12 protein-coding genes and 2 pseudogenes are annotated in these 15,848 nt (G+C 62.1%); 11 read left to right on the top strand and 3 right to left on the bottom strand.

Annotated elements, in window-relative coordinates:
* Positions 1-23 precede the first annotated feature (23 nt).
* From ABRP93_RS07795 to ABRP93_RS07770, 6 genes and pseudogenes are all read left to right on the top strand, one after another.
* Positions 24-629 (top strand): ABC transporter ATP-binding protein, encoded by a 606-nt coding sequence (locus ABRP93_RS07795; RefSeq protein WP_349887546.1) that lies wholly within the window; start codon positions 24-26, stop codon positions 627-629.
* On the top strand, positions 613-1,872 hold the full coding sequence (locus ABRP93_RS07790; RefSeq protein ID WP_349887545.1) for an FtsX-like permease family protein: 1,260 nt from the start codon (positions 613-615) through the stop codon (positions 1,870-1,872). Before ABRP93_RS07795 ends, ABRP93_RS07790 begins: the two co-directional genes overlap by 17 nt.
* Positions 1,873-1,978: 106 nt before the next feature.
* Positions 1,979-3,220 (top strand): ATP-binding protein, encoded by a 1,242-nt coding sequence (locus ABRP93_RS07785; protein ID WP_349887544.1) that lies wholly within the window; start codon positions 1,979-1,981, stop codon positions 3,218-3,220.
* Positions 3,221-3,396: 176 nt separating this feature from the next.
* Positions 3,397-3,690: a co-chaperone GroES gene (groES, locus tag ABRP93_RS07780; protein WP_005277188.1), complete on the top strand. Its 294-nt coding sequence runs from the start codon at positions 3,397-3,399 to the stop codon at positions 3,688-3,690.
* Positions 3,691-3,699: 9 nt separating this feature from the next.
* Positions 3,700-5,319 (top strand): chaperonin GroEL, encoded by a 1,620-nt coding sequence (groL, locus tag ABRP93_RS07775; protein WP_023025277.1) that lies wholly within the window; start codon positions 3,700-3,702, stop codon positions 5,317-5,319.
* A gap of 82 nt (positions 5,320-5,401) precedes the next feature.
* Positions 5,402-7,741 (top strand): annotated as a pseudogene (locus ABRP93_RS07770) (AAA family ATPase).
* A 79-nt stretch (positions 7,742-7,820) separates the two neighbouring features.
* Here ABRP93_RS07770 and ABRP93_RS07765 read toward each other — a convergent pair.
* Complete coding sequence (locus tag ABRP93_RS07765; protein ID WP_023016784.1) at positions 7,821-8,117, bottom strand: WhiB family transcriptional regulator; 297 nt, start codon at positions 8,115-8,117, stop codon at positions 7,821-7,823.
* Between the two features lie 434 nt (positions 8,118-8,551).
* Here ABRP93_RS07765 and ABRP93_RS07760 point away from each other — a divergent pair, with 434 nt between their 5' ends.
* Positions 8,552-9,124 carry a sigma-70 family RNA polymerase sigma factor gene (locus ABRP93_RS07760; protein ID WP_349887543.1) on the top strand — a complete coding sequence of 191 codons (573 nt, stop codon included), beginning with the start codon at positions 8,552-8,554 and terminating at the stop codon, positions 9,122-9,124.
* Between the two features lie 65 nt (positions 9,125-9,189).
* The gene (locus tag ABRP93_RS07755; RefSeq protein WP_349887542.1) at positions 9,190-9,951 is read left to right on the top strand and encodes a hypothetical protein; all 762 of its coding nucleotides are present in this window, start codon (positions 9,190-9,192) and stop codon (positions 9,949-9,951) included.
* A gap of 20 nt (positions 9,952-9,971) precedes the next feature.
* Here ABRP93_RS07755 and ABRP93_RS07750 read toward each other — a convergent pair whose 3' ends face one another.
* On the bottom strand, positions 9,972-10,343 hold the full coding sequence (locus tag ABRP93_RS07750) for a DUF5319 domain-containing protein (RefSeq protein ID WP_349836557.1): 372 nt from the start codon (positions 10,341-10,343) through the stop codon (positions 9,972-9,974).
* A 120-nt stretch (positions 10,344-10,463) separates the two neighbouring features.
* Here ABRP93_RS07750 and guaB point away from each other — a divergent pair, with 120 nt between their 5' ends.
* From guaB to guaA, 3 genes are all read left to right on the top strand, one after another.
* On the top strand, positions 10,464-11,984 hold the full coding sequence (guaB, locus tag ABRP93_RS07745) for an IMP dehydrogenase (protein ID WP_349887541.1): 1,521 nt from the start codon (positions 10,464-10,466) through the stop codon (positions 11,982-11,984).
* A 7-nt stretch (positions 11,985-11,991) separates the two neighbouring features.
* Entirely contained in the window at positions 11,992-13,143 is a 1,152-nt protein-coding gene (locus ABRP93_RS07740) for a GuaB3 family IMP dehydrogenase-related protein (protein ID WP_349887540.1), read from the top strand.
* A gap of 143 nt (positions 13,144-13,286) precedes the next feature.
* Positions 13,287-14,861 (top strand): glutamine-hydrolyzing GMP synthase, encoded by a 1,575-nt coding sequence (guaA, locus tag ABRP93_RS07735; protein ID WP_349887539.1) that lies wholly within the window; start codon positions 13,287-13,289, stop codon positions 14,859-14,861.
* A gap of 63 nt (positions 14,862-14,924) precedes the next feature.
* Here guaA and ABRP93_RS07730 read toward each other — a convergent pair.
* Positions 14,925-15,773: pseudogene (locus tag ABRP93_RS07730) on the bottom strand (HNH endonuclease signature motif containing protein); the annotation flags it as partial.
* Between the last annotated feature and the right edge of the window lie 75 nt (positions 15,774-15,848).

Here is a 15,848-nt window from a genome sequence, read left to right as displayed (position 1 = left end):
ATGCGGCCGGTGGAATGGGAGGCATGTTAAAAGCACAGAATCTGAGCAAGCGCTACGGCACCCATCCAGCTCTTGCCGAGGTGAACTTAAACATCGAGCCGGGGGAATTTGTCGCGATTATGGGGCCATCCGGCAGCGGCAAGACCACGCTGTTGAACCTGCTTTCCGGGCTGGATAAGCCCAGCTCCGGCACGGTCAACGCGCCGGGCCGCACGGAGCGTGCTTTTGTATTCCAGGACTATAACCTGCTGGAATCGCTCAACGCCCGCAAGAATGCCACGTTGACCGCGCACTTTTCTGGCCGGCGCTGCACCCGCGACGAGGTGCGGAAGACCTTTGCGTCTTTGGGGCTTGACGGTCTGGAGCGCCGGCTGCCCGCACAGCTTTCCGGCGGCCAGCAGCAGCGCGTCGCCGTCGCCCGCGCCTTGCTGGCCGGTGCGCCGTATATCTTTGCCGATGAGCCCACGGGCGCGCTTGACGATGCCACCGCCCAGCTCGTCCTTACCCATCTCCGCACCGCCGCACGGGGCGGGGCCGCGGTGGTCATGGTGACCCACTCGCACCTTGCCGCGGAGGCTGCCGACCGCATCATTGAGCTCCAGGAGGCCAACCATGCTGGTGTGGCTTAAGGATTTACAAAGCAATTGGCTATCCTGGCTCGCCGTCGCGCTGACCATGGTGGTCTCATCGGCCGCGTGCGCGCTAGCGGTATCGATGTTGGTGGCCACCTCGGACGCGGACGATGATCCCACGGGGCCACTCGGGGGCACCGTGCTGGGCATGGCGGTCTGCGCCGTAGTCTTGATTACGCTGTCGCAGATGCGGTTGATTATTGAGGAACGCGAACCCGTCTACCGCTCGTGGCGCATGATTGGCATGCCCGGGTGGATGATCAATAGCTTCATCGTGGGGCAGGTCAGTGCCGTAAGCGCTCTCGCGGCGCTCATCGGGACCTTCCCGGCGCGCCTGTTTGTCGAGCCTATGGCCGCGGCCTTTCGCAGCGACGGGATTCCCATGCCGGAGTTGGCCATCACCCCGTTGGTCATCCGCATTGCCGTGTCCGTGTGTGTGGCATCGGCGGTCTGCGGTGCCCTCATACCGCTGCGTCGGGTCTTTCGCCCGCGAGTGGAACCGCGCCCGGTGTGGGTGGTGCTGCGCTGCCTCGTGTCCGCAGGTTTGGTAGGCGGTGCCGTGTACGGCTGCCTGCAGATAGAAGATCCTGGCGATAGCCTCGCCGCTTCCATGGGTCTGGTCATCCTGGTGGCACTCATGACGCCGTGGCTTATGCCCGCCCTGGACCAATGGACGCGCCTGTGCGGCATCGCCGGGGCCAATGTGCGGGTGCGCCGCCGCTTCTCAGTGCCTCATATCGTGCCGTGGGTATTGCTCGGTGGCCTGATCGTTGCAGTGGGCTCTGGGGTGATGATGCTCAAAGGTACGTCAAGCCTCGATACCTTGTCATCGGGGCGAGTCTTCGCGGCGTTTCTCGGCCCAGTCGTTGCCCCGAGCATCGTTGGTGCGGTGCTGACCTCGCTCATTATGCGCTCGCGCATCGCCAGCGATGTGCGCGGCCTGCGGTTGGCCGGCGCCTCACCGGCGGCGTGGGCGCGGGTGCAGGTGGGCGAGGCCTTCTGCCTGACTGTTACTGCTGCGGCCATAGTCATTGCCTTGAGCGCAACGGTAGTGATACTGCTCAACCACCTGCTGCATCCCGATTCTCCTTCCTGGATGGGCGCCCTATGGGAGGGCCTCGCCGGGGTGTGGTGGGCGCCATTCGGTCTAATTTTTGGCGCAATGTTTCTTGCGCTGTGCGCCGTCAAGCTCATTCTTGCGGGATTCCTGCGCTCAACCGCCCAGATCCGCACAAACTGATGGATGGATCGCCGATATTCTGATGGGTAGAACGCGCTCAAACTGATGGGTGAAACTCTGATATTCTGATGGGTAAAACGCACTCAAACTGATGGATGGGTTTAAAATGAATGGTCAAGACGGCTATCTGTATCTTCCACGAGTAGAAGATTCGCGGCTTCATGAGGCCCTGCAGCGATCCGGAGGGGTGCTAATAGAAGGTCCAAAGGGCTGCGGGAAATCTGCGACCGCTCGGCAAATTGCGGGGAGTCTTGTCCAGGTGGATACGGATTTAAACCTCGACATGCAGCTCAGCACGGTCCCAGATTTGGCGTTGGAGGGGCAGACGCCGCGAGTTTTTGATGAGTGGCAAGAAAAACCGCAGTTGTGGAACTTGGTGCGGCATGAAATTGACCGCCGGCAAGCACCCGGGCAGTTCATTCTCACTGGGTCAACAGCGCCAATGGAGGAGCAATCCAGGCACTCGGGCGCGGGGCGTATAGCTAGGCTGCGGATGAAGACCTTCAGTTTTTATGAATCAGGGCATTCTAATGGCGCAGTATCATTAGCCGAATTGGTAGCTCAGGAATCCCCGCAGACGAATGGGGAGACGGTTGTAGATGTTGCAGGGATTATCGAGCGTATGGCGCACGGAGGCTGGCCCGCAAACCGGAATTATTCCGTTGAGGCGGCACAAGAGAACCTGCGCAGTTATATCGATACCGTAGCCCACGTGGATATCAATGCCGCCGATGGTGTGCGAAGAGATCCGGTAAAAGTAACGACGCTTATTCGTTCGCTTGCCCGTGGAGTAGCTACAGAACAGTCCATTTCTTCTATTGCTACCGATATTGGCGCGCAAAGGGCTACGGTCAGCGAGTACCTTGCCGCGTTGCAACGCATCTTCATCGTGGAAGAACAGTTGGCATGGTCCTCTCATCTTCGCTCCCGGGCTAGCCTGCGAACGGCACCAAAGAGGCATCTGGCGGATCCGGCGTTGGCGGCTGCTGCCGTGGACGCGTCCCCGGATAAATTACTGCGCAACCTTGCCTTTGCCGGGCAGCTTTTTGAATCCCAAGTAGTCCATGATTTAGCGGTGTTAAGTGGAAAGCGTATTTTTCATGCCCGTGACGCATCTGGGCTGGAAGTAGATGCGGTATTTGAGCTGGCGGGCAGGACCGTCTTCGTAGAAATTAAATTGGGGCAAAGCCAAGAGATCATTGAGAAGGCGGCAAGCAATTTGCAGGCCTTCGCAGAACGCTTCGAATGGGAGGCTCCGCCCGTCTTGATGATCGTGACGGGAGGAAACCTGAGCTTTCGGCATCCGAGCGGAGTACACGTGGTGTCCCTGACGCACTTGGCACCGTAGCGCGGCCCGGCTGCGGGGGTCGCGTCGTTGTTGAGGGTTAGCAGTCACGAGGGTAGAGTGCTAATCAGGTTGTTTGACCCACAGTTGTTCACCCGCGACGACGGCTGTGCTGGACATCCACAACCGGCACGCGCGCGCCATTAAGGTGCGCAAACGAACAATACGGAGGAAACATCATGGCAACTATTAAGCCGCTTGAGGACCGCGTCCTCGTACAGATCGTAGAAGCAGAATCCACCACCGCATCCGGCCTGGTTATCCCGGATTCGGCAAAGGAAAAGCCGCAGGAAGCAACCGTTATCGCCGTCGGCCCGGGCCGCTGGGAAGACGACGATGACCGCATCCCCATGGACGTTAAGGAAGGCGACACCGTTGTCTTCTCCCGCTACGGCGGCACCGAGCTGAAGTACGACGGCGAAGAGTACTTGCTGCTGAGCCAGCGCGACATCCTCGCCATCATCGAGAAGTAGGAACTACTTATGGCAAAGCTTATTGCATTCGACCAAGAAGCCCGCGAGGGAATTCAGCGCGGCGTCGATACGCTGGCTGATGCCGTCAAGGTCACCCTCGGCCCGCGCGGCCGCAACGTCGTACTGTCCAAGGCCTTCGGTGGCCCGACCGTTACCAATGACGGCGTGACCATCGCCCGCGATATTGATGTCGAGGAGCCCTTCGAGAACCTGGGCGCGCAGCTGGTTAAGTCCGTTGCGGTCAAGACCAACGACATCGCTGGCGACGGCACCACCACCGCGACCTTGCTGGCCCAGGCGCTCATCTTTGAGGGCCTGCGCAACGTTGCAGCCGGCGCTAACCCAATTGAGCTCAACCGCGGCATCTCCGCAGCGGCGGAAAAGGCCGTCGAGGAGCTCAAGGCACGCGCCACCCCGGTCAACTCCGCCTCCGAAATCGCGCAGGTAGCCACCGTGTCCTCCCGCGATCCGGAGGTCGGAGAGATGGTTGCCGGTGCCATGGAAAAGGTGGGCAAGGACGGCGTTGTCACCGTTGAGGAGTCCCAGACCATGGACTCCACCGTGGATGTCACCGAAGGTATTTCCTTTGACAAGGGCTACCTTTCCCCGTACTTCGCTACGGAGGAAGAGACCAACCACGCCGTGCTTGACGATGCCGCCATTTTGCTCGTCCGCAACAAGATTTCTTCCCTGCCGGACTTCTTGCCGCTGCTGGAAAAGATCGCGGAGACCAACCGCCCGACCCTCATCATCGCGGAAGACGTCGAGGGCGAGCCGCTGCAGGCGCTCGTGGTCAACTCCATCCGCAAGGTCCTGAAGGTCGCCGCCGTAAAGGCACCGTACTTTGGCGAGCGCCGCAAGGGCTTCATGGATGACTTGGCCGTGGTTACCGGCGCCACCGTGGTGGACCCTGAGGTGGGCGTCAACTTGAACGAGGTCGGCCTCGAGGTGCTGGGTTCCGCACGCCGCGTGACCATTACCAAGGAAGACACCGTGCTTGTCGATGGCGGAGGCAGCGCCGCGGCCCTCGATGATCGCCGTGAACAGATCCGCGGCGAAATCGCCCGCACCGATTCCACCTGGGATAAGGAAAAGCTCGAGGAGCGCTTGGCTAAGCTCTCCGGCGGCGTGGCCGTCATTCGCGTCGGTGCCGCCACCGAGACTGAGGTCAACGAGCGCAAGCTGCGCGTCGAGGACGCCATCAACGCCGCTCGTGCGGCCGTCGAAGAAGGCGTCATCGCCGGCGGCGGTTCCGTGCTGGTGCAGATTTCCAAGGAACTCGAGTCCTTTGCCCAGGACTTCGAGGGTGAGGCTAAAGTCGGCGTTCTCGCCGTCGCCCGCGCCCTGACCCGCCCAGCCTTCTGGATCGCAGAAAACGCAGGCCTCGATGGCTCCGTCATCGTCTCCCGCGTATCTGAGATGGCCAACGGTGAAGGCTTTAACGCCAACTCCCTGGAGTACGGCAACCTCATCGATAACGGCATCATCGATCCCGTAAAGGTCACCCACTCCGCAGTGGTCAATGCCACCTCCGTTGCCCGCATGGTTCTTACCACCGAGGCATCCGTTGTGGAAAAGCCGCAGGAAGAAGACGACGCTGAGGCCGGCCACGGCCATCACCACCACTAATTCCTGCGCTGCATATAGCCCAGAGCCCGCCGCACCTTCCCCGCCTAGCCAGGGGAGGGAGCAGCGGGCTTTTGGTTTAGACTTGAAGCTCGTGGAGAGCATTATTATTACCGGCGCGCGGGAAAATAACCTGCGCGATGTTTCGGTGGAGATTCCCAAGCGCAAGCTAACCATTTTTACCGGCGTGTCCGGCTCTGGTAAGTCTTCGCTCGTCTTTGATACCGTCGCCGCGGAATCGCAGCGCTTGGTCAATGAGACTTATCCCGGCTTTGTCCAAGGCTTCATGCCCTCGCTGGCCCGGCCGGACGTGGATAGCTTGGCGCACCTTACCGCGGCCATAGTGGTGGGGCAGGAGCCCATGGCGGCATCGTCGCGTTCTACCTTTGGTACCGCCACCGATATCACCGGCCTTCTGCGCGTGCTGTTCGCGCGCGCCGCCTCACCGCGCGCCGGCGGCCCCGCGGCCTATTCTTTCAACGTTCCCTCCGCTTCTGGACAGGGCGCCATCGAGGTCAACGGCACCAAGGAGGTTCGCCGCTTTGAGCGCGCCGGCGGCATGTGCCCGAAGTGCGAGGGCACGGGGTAGGTATCCGATATCGATTTATCGTGCTTGGTGGATGAGGAGCTTTCGCTTGCCGATGGCGCCATTATCTACCCCGGCATGAAGCCCGGCTCCTGGATGTGGCGCGGCTATGCCGAATCTGGCCTGTATCCCGATGATATTCCGGTGCGCGAGTTCAGTAAAGAGCAAAAACACAACCTGTATTTCGCCTAGACCAAGACCAAGGTCGGCGGCGTCAACATGAGCTATATGGGCCTTGCCACGCGCTTGCGCACCAACGTATTGAGCAAGCCGGTCGAAAGCCTGCAAAAGCACATGCGCGCCTTCGTCGAGCAGGCCGTAGTCTTCGTTGATTGCCCTGAGTGCGCCGGCACGCGGCTGGCGCGCCACGCCCGCGAGTCCTATATCGCCGGCGCGTCCATCGCAGATGTCTGTGAGATGGAACTTACGGACTTGCACGGCTGGCTCGCTCAGCTCGATCTCCCCGGCGCACAGCCGCTGGTAGATGCCATTTCTGCCGACGTTGATACCGCCATCGAGCTCGGCCTTGGCTATCTCACCTTATCGCGCGCCACCGGGACCTTGTCCGGCGGTGAAGCCCAGCGCACCCGCATGGTGCGCCACATGGGCTCGCCGCTTAGCGATGTCACCTATGTCTTCGACGAGCCCACCGCCGGCCTGCATCCGCACGATTGCGAGCGCATCAATAACTTGCTGCTTCGCCTGCGCGATAAGGGAAATACCATCCTCGTGGTCGAGCACAACCCGTCCACCATCGCCATTGCGGATCGCGTCGTGGATCTCGGGCCCGGCGCCGGCACCGAAGGCGGCACCATCGTCTTCGAAGGAACTCCTGCGCAGCTGCGGCAAAGCGGCACCGTAACCGCGCAGTACCTTGCCGATCCCGCCACGCTGAAAGAATCGGTGCGCGAATCCACCAAGGCCCTTGCCATTCGTGGCGCGCAGCGCAATAACCTCCAGGGAGTCGATGTCGATATTCCGGAGGGAGTACTCACGGTCATCGCCGGGGTTGCCGGTTCCGGCAAGTCTTCGCTGGCCGCGTGCCTGCCAGGGGTAGCAGGAGACAGGCTTCTGCACATCGGGCAAAGTGTCATTAAGGGATCGCGCCGGTCCAATGCTGCAACGTATACCGGCGCCCTCGACCCCATCCGCAAGGCCTTTGCCAAGGCCAATGGTGTAAAACCCGGCCTCTTCTCCGCTAATTCCGAGGGCGCGTGCCCAAAATGCAATGGCGCGGGCGTGGTGTATGTGGAACTCGGGGTCATGGACGGCGTGGACGTTCCCTGCGAAATCTGCCAGGGCCGGCGCTTTTCCGCCGACGTGCTGGAGTACCGCCTGGGCGAGCTCAATATCGCCGATGTCCTCGAACTTTCCGCCTCCCGCGCCGCCGATTTTTTGCGCAGCGTCAAAGTGCCCGCCGCGGCCAAGATTTGTGACACGCTCGTTTCTGCCGGCGTGGGCTATTTAAGCCTTGGCCAGCCACTATCGACGCTATCCGGCGGCGAGCGCCAGCGCCTTAAATTGGCCGCGCACCTTGCCGATAAAAAGTCGACCGCAGACGTCATCGTGCTAGACGAGCCAACCACGGGCCTGCACCCCGCCGATACCGAACGCACGCTGCAGTTGCTGGATCAGCTTGCCGATGCCGGCAATACCGTCATCTGCATCGACCACAACCTCGCCGTGCTCGCGCACGCCGATCACGTCATCGAGCTCGGCCCTGGTGCCGGCTCTGCCGGCGGGCACCTCGTCTTTAGCGGCACGCCCCAAGAACTGGCGGGCTTGACGGAGTCCCTCACGGGGCGCTATTTGCAGGAAGCGCTAGCCGCGGAAGGCTAACTCGAAACGCCGCACTTCCGCGTGTGCTCCCACTCGCACGCGCCTGCTGCGAAAGCGGTGTGAGGGCTTTGCGCCTGGATTAAGCGTTGACCGTCGCGCGACGGCGCTTGCGCAGCGCCACGACGCGCTCGGATTCGCTCATACCGCCCCATACACCATACGGTTCTGCCGAACGCAGGGCGTGCTCGCGGCAGAGCTCAATAACTGGGCAGGAATTGCAAATGGCCTTGGCGCGATTTTCGCGCTGGGCGCGGGCGCGGCCACGCTCTCCGTCTGGATGGTAAAACACGTCCGAGTTTTCACCGCGGCACGCACCTTGCAACTGCCAATCCCATACATCTGCAGTAGGTCCGAGAAGAGACTTGGACTGAGACACGTTACTTACGCTCCTTTTACAGGACGAGAATTCTTACTCTGGCGGCTGGTGGAGAGTCATCCGCGAACCGCAACGATTCGTAGTGTGTCGCGTCTGGGTAAACAAAGGGTTACTAGTGTTTTACTTCCAGGTATTGCTTCCATTTATGTGACTCGTTAACACCCTTTTACCTGCAATAATGGCTAAGGTTAACGAATCATGAATTTTCCTCTTTCTATGGTGCAAGTGGCATAAACCCTGTTGGAGAGCCACAACAACCGCCGACACAGGCTTCAGCGCGGTGCTTTTCCTACTGGGGCATCGTCAAGCAAGAGCGTTGCCGTGGTTGCCGGGTCGCAGGTTTGCTGGTGTGTACCGTAGTTGGCCCTTTGCGCTCAATACCCCAGAGGAAATATGGTTGAATATCGATTTAAAAGTCTGCAGAGGGTGCACTCGTGAGCGATAAGGATAAAGAGCTAGCGGATCTCGTTCCGCTGGCCGCTGGTGGAAGCCGCCGCGCACTGCAATCTATCCTGCAAATTATTCAGCCGCAGGTGCTGCGCTATTGTCGTGCGCGGATCGGTGGCGGGCGCCAGCCCACCGCGGAGGACGTGACCCAAGAAATCTGCCTCGCCGTCGCCACATCTATCGAATCCTATGAAGATAAGGGCCGGCCCTTCATGGCCTATGTCTACGGCATCGCATTTAATAAGGTTACCGATGCCCACCGCGCCATGGGCCGCGATCGCTCCACGCCCGCCGAGGAGCTTCCAGAAAACACTGCAAACGAGGCGACGCCCGAGGAATGGGCGCTAGAAAATGATGGTAGTAACAGAATGCGCGCCTTGCTCGATACCTTAAGTGACAAGGCAAAAAACATCGTTATTTTGCGCGTGTTCGTTGGTCTTTCGGCAGAAGAAACCGCCGATATCGTGGGATCTACCCCGGGTGCGGTTCGCGTCGCACAACACCGAGCCCTCGCACAATTGCGAAAGGCCCTTGGGCAACAACTAGCCACTGAGGGCTAAAGCAACAATCCCCGCTCTAGAGACACGCGTAAACCTTAAGAAAGGAAGGAGGGACAGAAACCATCATGGCCTCCAAACACTCCAAAAAGAATAACGATGACCTGACGGAGCAGCTTCAGCCCTTGGTAGATGATGATGCATTCCTCACCGAGCTGTCGCAGGGTAAAGACCCTTCCAACGGCAGCGATGAGCTCGCTGGGTTGCTGCTAGGGCTGAAGGGGGACATCGATAAACAGATGCCGCCAGCCCCGCGCGTGGACGGGGCAGAGGAAGAACCGGAAGTCATCAGTCTCGATAAGGCGCGGTCTCGCCGGCGCAATCGCCCCGTGATGCATGGACTTATCGGTGCGGCCGCCGCCACCGTAATCCTCGCCGGTGCGGGCGGGGTCATGGTTAATTCTGGCGTGTTTGATAGGCCGGATGAGACCCGCAACGTGGAGCTGGCCGGCACCTTAGATGAGATGGAATCCCGCGCGGCAGAGGGAGATTTCGATGGTGCGCGCGAGCTTATGAAGGAAGCCCGCTCCAAGCTCGAAGAGGCCGAAGGCAAAGAAGAAAATGCCATCGCCGCCAAGGAGGAAGCCGAAAAGAAGCGCCCTGCCCGCCCGAAGGCGAAAACCGTGACAGAAACTGCCACTGAGACCGCGCCGGGTCAAAAGCCGCAGGATAACCCCGAGCCAGCGCCAACAACCGTAACGGAAACGCAGTACGAGACCTCAACCGTGGTGGTAACGGAGCAGGCGCCGGCGAATCCGCAGCCGGAGACGCGCGAGCCCGAAGAAGCACCCACCACAACCATTCAGTTGGGGGCGGGCGCCGAGGAATAACGAGGGCGGTGACTTACGCCCTAGCGGTTCTCTAGGCCGTCTACGTAGCCTAGCGCGTAGTCCCACGGCACGTAACGGCGCGGGTCGGGCTCCGCCCCCGGCTCGTGCACTGGGGCGAGCTCGCCCGCCAGCGTGGCGCGCATATTGGCCGCCATAATATCCCACTCGTAGAAGTGGTTTTCCTGGCAGTCTTCACACAGGAAGAAGATGCCGTCGATCCCGCGTGGTCCGAGCACAGTTGCGAATTTCTCTACCAAGGCGAGATCGTGGATGAGGGCGACGCGGTCTTCATCGGAAAGCGGCATGACCTGCTCGTCCTCCTCCAGGAAGGACGCAGGGTCGTTCGGATCGTCTGCAAAAGGATCGCGGGGCATATTGGCGAAGAAGTTCACGCCTGCGAGCCTATTGAACTTGCCCGCTTAAGGCAATTAACCCCTAGCCTGAATGGTGCCATTGGCCGGGCACGCACTACAGTTGAGGTAGCCGCTGAACCTGTTTAAGGAGATACCTCGATGAGCGATTACCCTATTCACACTGGTGGAGATGACCCGAACAAGGTAGCCCTGCGCGGCTTGACCTTCGATGACGTGCTTCTTTTGCCCGCCGAGTCTAATATCGTGCCCTCCGAGGTCGATACCGGCGCGCAATTTACCCGCAACATTCGCCTGGGCGTGCCGCTGGCATCCGCAGCGATGGATACCGTGACCGAGGCCCGCATGGCCATCGCCATGGCGCGCCAGGGCGGCATCGGCGTGCTGCATCGCAACCTTTCTGCGGAGGCGCAGGCCGAGCAGGTAGAAATCGTCAAACGCTCCGAGTCTGGCATGGTCACGGACCCGGTCACCGCCCGCCCCGAGATGACCATTGGCGAGGTCGACGCCCTGTGCGCCCGCTTCCGCATTTCCGGCCTGCCGGTTGTGGATGGGGATGGCACCTTGCTGGGCATTTGCACCAACCGCGATATGCGTTTCGAGTCGGACTTTAACCGCAAGGTCAGCGATGTCATGACCGCGATGCCGCTCGTCGTTGCGCGCGAGGGCGTATCCAAGGACGAGGCCCTAGAGCTTCTGTCGGCCAATAAGGTAGAAAAGCTGCCGATTGTTGATGCCGATAACAAGCTTATTGGCCTTATCACCGTCAAGGACTTCGTAAAATCCGAGCAGTACCCCAATGCTTCCAAGGATGCTTCCGGCCGCCTGCTGGTTGCCGCGGGCATTGGTACCGGCGAGGAGTCCTATCAGCGCGCCGCCGCGCTTGTCGATGCCGGCGTTGACGCCCTCGTCGTCGACTCCGCCCACGCACACAATAACCGCGTGCTCGAGATGGTCTCCCGCGTGAAGAAGGACTTCGGCGACAAGGTCGATGTCATCGGCGGCAACCTCGCCACCCGCGAGGCAGCCCAAGCGATGATCGACGCCGGCGCGGACGCCATCAAGGTCGGCATCGGTCCAGGCTCCATCTGCACCACCCGCGTCGTCGCCGGCGTCGGTGCGCCGCAGATCACCGCGCTGATGGAAGCCGCAACCGTCGCCGCCCCCGCGGGCGTGCCGGTCATCGGCGATGGCGGCATGCAGTACTCCGGTGACATCGCCAAGGCGCTGGCCGCCGGTGCTGATACCGTCATGCTGGGCTCCATGTTCGCCGGCACCACCGAGGCACCCGGTGACATCGTGGTCTACCAGGGCAAGCAGTACAAGCGCTACCGCGGCATGGGCTCCATGGGTGCTATGCAAGGCCGCGGGCTCTCCGGCGAGAAGCGCTCCTACTCCAAGGACCGCTACTTCCAGGCCGATGTGCGCAGCGAAGATAAGCTCGTGCCAGAAGGCGTGGAGGGACGCGTGCCCTTCCGCGGTGAGATCGATGCCATCGTGCACCAAATCATCGGCGGCCTGCGCGCGGCCATGGGCTATACCGGCTCGGCCACCCTAGATGAGCTCAAGACCAAGCGATTTGTCCAGATCACGGCCGCGGGCCTGAAGGAATCCCACCCGCACCACCTGCAGCAAATCGCCGAAGCCCCGAACTACCGCTAGGACAATCATGCGTGAATACGCCGAAATCGGCATCGGCCGCGAGGCCCGCCGCACCTTTGATTTAGACCAGGTCTCCATCGTCCCCCAGCGCCGCACGCGCTCGTCCAAGGACGTGGATACCACCTGGAATATCGATGCCTATACCTTCGATACTCCCTTCGTTTCGCACCCCACCGATGCGCTCGCCACGCCCGAGTTCATCATCGAGATGGGCAAGCAGGGCGGGCTGGGCGTCATCAACGCCGAAGGCCTGTGGGGCCGCCACGAGGACCTCGAGGGTGCGTTGGCGCGCATTTATTCCCAGCCGGGCGATAACTCCACCATTCAGGAGCTGCACGCCGCCCCGCTTGACGATGCCCTCCTCGCCTCCCGCATCGCCCAAGTGCGCGAGTCCGGTGTAACCGTCGCCGTGCGCGTTTCGCCTCAAAACGCCCGCGAGATGGCGCCGAAGGCCATTGCCGCCGGGGCCGAGCTACTGTTCATCCAGGGCACGCTGGTGTCTGCGGAGCACGTCGCCACCGGTGGCGAGCCGCTGAACCTGAAGGAATTTATCGGCTCGCTTGAAGTACCCGTCATCGCCGGTGGCGTGGCCGACTACACCACGGCGCTGCACTTGATGCGCACCGGGGCGGCTGGCGTCATCGTTGGCGCGGGTGTGACGACCAACGCGGAAACCGTCGGCATCGATACCGCCATGGCCACCGCCATTGCCGATGCCGCCGCCGCCCGCCGCGACTACCTCGACGAGACCGAGGGTCGCTACGTGCACATCATTGCGGATGCGGAATTCGATAACTCCGGGACCATCGCCAAGGCCTTCGCCTGCGGTGCCGATAGCGTCGCGCTCGGCCCCCTTCTTGCCCAGGCCCGCGAGGCAGGCGGTAGGGGATGGTACTGGCCGGCTACCGCAGGCCACCCGCGGTTCCCGCGCGGATACGCGCAGTTCGCCGGCGTCGATACCGACCTTGATGTGGATTTCCTCACCGCAGGTAATGCCGCGCCCGTGGCTGCGCCGAGCCTGGAAACCGTGCTGCACGGCCCATCTAGCGAACCATTCGGCCGCACCAACCTTGTGGGTGCGCTGCGGCGTGCCCTCGCAAAGTGTGGCTACACCGACCTGAAGTCCTTCCAGAAGGTCGAGCTCGCGGTTCGCTACTAAGTAGCGCGCGGCGCGCCTCGCACCGTGCGGGCCCGCGCCGCCGCGCCCCGAATCGCTGCGCCCCACGGTCTGAAAGTCACCGCGGTGCCCTGCATGGGCAAGCGCTTCCTAGGCCGCGGGGCCTATGGGTTAGACTATGGGGCGTGACTAAGCCAAATACTACCCCGCGCCCAGTCCTCGTCGTGGACTTTGGCGCTCAGTACGCGCAGCTCATTGCCCGCCGCGTGCGCGAGGCCAAAATCTACTCCGAGGTTGTTTCCAACTCCGCCTCTATCGAGGAAATCAAAGCTAAAGACCCCGCCGCGCTTATTTTGTCCGGCGGCCCGTCGTCCGTCTATGCCGATGGCGCCCCAGCGCTCAAGCCTGAGCTGCTGGAGCTTGGCGTCCCGGTCTTCGGCATTTGCTATGGCTTCCAGGCCATGAACCACATCCTCGGCGGTACCGTATCGTCTACCGGTGAGCGTGAATACGGCCGCACCGATATCGACGTCAAGGGCGGCATCCTGCACAAGGGCCTCGAGCCCACGCACAAGGTATGGATGTCCCACGGCGACGCCGTCTCCGCCGCCCCCGAGGGCTTCGACGTAACCGCAACCTCCGCCGGCGCCCCAGTCGCCGCGATGGAGTGCCCGGCCAAGCAGATGGCCGGCGTGCAGTACCACCCAGAGGTGCTGCACTCGCCCCACGGCCAAGAAGTGCTCACCCGCTTCCTCACGGAGATCGCCGGTCTGGAGCAGAACTGGACCGCCGATAATATCGCCGAGCAGCTCATCGCGGATATCCGCGCTCAAGTAGGCGAGGAGGGCCGCGCTATTTGCGGCCTGTCCGGCGGCGTGGACTCTGCCGTGGCCGCGGCCTTGGTGCAGCGCGCCATCGGCGATCGCCTGACCTGTGTCTTCGTCGACCACGGCCTGCTGCGCGCGGGCGAGCGCGAGCAGGTTGAAACGGATTTCGTGGCCTCGACCGGCGCCAAGCTGGTCACCGCCGACGAGCGTTCGGCCTTCCTCAAAAAGCTGGCGGGTGTTAGCGACCCCGAGGAAAAGCGCAAGGCCATCGGTGCGGAGTTCATCCGCTCCTTCGAGCGCGCCGTGGCCGGCGTGCTTGACGATGCCCCCGCCGGCTCCACCGTCGACTACCTCGTCCAAGGCACCTTGTACCCGGACGTCGTCGAATCCGGCGGCGGCGACGGCACCGCCAATATTAAGTCGCACCACAACGTCGGCGGCCTCCCGGATGACGTCGAGTTCGAGCTCGTCGAGCCGCTGCGCCTGCTCTTTAAGGACGAAGTGCGCGCGGTGGGCCGCGAGTTGGGCCTGCCGGAAGAGATCGTCGGCCGTCAGCCCTTCCCGGGCCCGGGCCTGGGTATCCGCATCATCGGCGAGGTTACCGAGGATCGCCTCGAGACCCTGCGCCAGGCGGATCTGATTGCCCGCACCGAGCTGACCAATGCCGGCTTGGACGAGCAGATTTGGCAGTGCCCGGTCGTGCTGCTTGCCGATGTCCGCTCCGTCGGCGTCCAAGGCGATGGCCGCACCTACGGCCACCCCATCGTGTTGCGCCCGGTATCTTCCGAGGACGCCATGACCGCGGACTGGACCCGTTTGCCGTATGACGTGCTGGAGAAGATCTCCACCCGCATCACCAACGAGGTCAAGGACGTCAACCGCGTGGTCTTGGATTGCACCTCCAAGCCACCGGGAACCATCGAGTGGGAGTAAAACCCACAAAACGGCATGCGTAGAAGGCGCTCAGTACTTGAGCGCCTTTTCGCATACCTGCGGCTAGTTGCGGGGCGTTACGGGTGGCCGCCAGACGATGCGACCGCCCACTCTTTCTAGCCGCCCGCGCCGGGGCGGGGCATTGGGATCGTCGTCGTTGATGCCGTTGTGGTAGGCACAGCACACGACGAGGTTTTTCATATTGGTCTCCCCGCCGCGGCTCCAGGCCGTCAGGTGGTGGACCTGGGATAGATCCGCCGGTTGGTTGCACCCGGGCCAGGCACAGCGCGGATTTTCCGCGGCCGCCATCATCCTTTGTTTATCGGTGGCCACGCGCGCCGTGCGGTAGAGGTTGACCGGTCCTTCCACCGGGTGCACGAGGGTGACATAGCCCGTTTCGCCGTCCCCGCTGCCGCTGCTGTTGCCATCGCCGTTGCCGCTGGGGCTGGGGCCGGGGGCGGAATAGCCGGCATCGTTAAGCACGCGGCGCAGGTACTCGGTACCGGACATGGTCGCACCGTTGGTGAGATCGAGTTGCACGTCGTCGCCGTGGCCGTCGCGGATGCGAATGAATTTCTCCAGCGGCACGATGGCGTTGGTGACCACCGTGGAGCGCGCGGCGCTGCCGGCACCGAAGAAGATATCTTCCACCGCCTGCAGCGGCTTTTTATCGGTGGCAGTAATCGCGCCCTGCAGATCCGCGATGAAGCGAGAAGTGCCCGTAATAGCGAGCGTCCAGTAGTCATTGGGCCGCCGGTACGTGCGCACGCCGGGGCTGACCGTGGACTTTTTCATCTCGCGCACCCGGCGCCGGGCGTGTTTGATGATAACGCTCATCTCCGCAGACATCGCACAGCATTCCGCGCGCAGCTCCCACGCCTGTTTCTTGCTGGGCGCGCGGTTAACTACGCGGGACCTGACCCCCAGATGGTGGACACCTTGAAACCAGCATCTCGCTGGGGAAGTGAGGTACCTTTCCACCATGCC

It is taken from the genome of Corynebacterium sp. KPL2850 (genome assembly GCF_040225855.1).
In the GTDB taxonomy this organism is placed as follows: Bacteria; Actinomycetota; Actinomycetes; order Mycobacteriales; family Mycobacteriaceae; genus Corynebacterium.
The sequence above is the reverse complement of the archived record's forward strand: the minus strand, read 5'-3'. Positions and strand labels throughout refer to the sequence as shown.

Bases quoted from the DNA above. Each gene is read 5' to 3' on its own strand.
- groL (WP_023025277.1), top strand. From the start codon at position 3,700: ATGGCAAAGCTTATTGCATTCGACCAAGAAGCCCGCGAGGGAATTCAG.
- ABRP93_RS07755 (WP_349887542.1), top strand. From the start codon at position 9,190: ATGGCCTCCAAACACTCCAAAAAGAATAACGATGACCTGACGGAGCAG.
- ABRP93_RS07785 (WP_349887544.1), top strand. From the start codon at position 1,979: ATGAATGGTCAAGACGGCTATCTGTATCTTCCACGAGTAGAAGATTCG.
- ABRP93_RS07795 (WP_349887546.1), top strand. From the start codon at position 24: ATGTTAAAAGCACAGAATCTGAGCAAGCGCTACGGCACCCATCCAGCT.
- groES (WP_005277188.1), top strand. From the start codon at position 3,397: ATGGCAACTATTAAGCCGCTTGAGGACCGCGTCCTCGTACAGATCGTA.
- guaB (WP_349887541.1), top strand. From the start codon at position 10,464: ATGAGCGATTACCCTATTCACACTGGTGGAGATGACCCGAACAAGGTA.
- ABRP93_RS07740 (WP_349887540.1), top strand. From the start codon at position 11,992: ATGCGTGAATACGCCGAAATCGGCATCGGCCGCGAGGCCCGCCGCACC.
- ABRP93_RS07790 (WP_349887545.1), top strand. From the start codon at position 613: ATGCTGGTGTGGCTTAAGGATTTACAAAGCAATTGGCTATCCTGGCTC.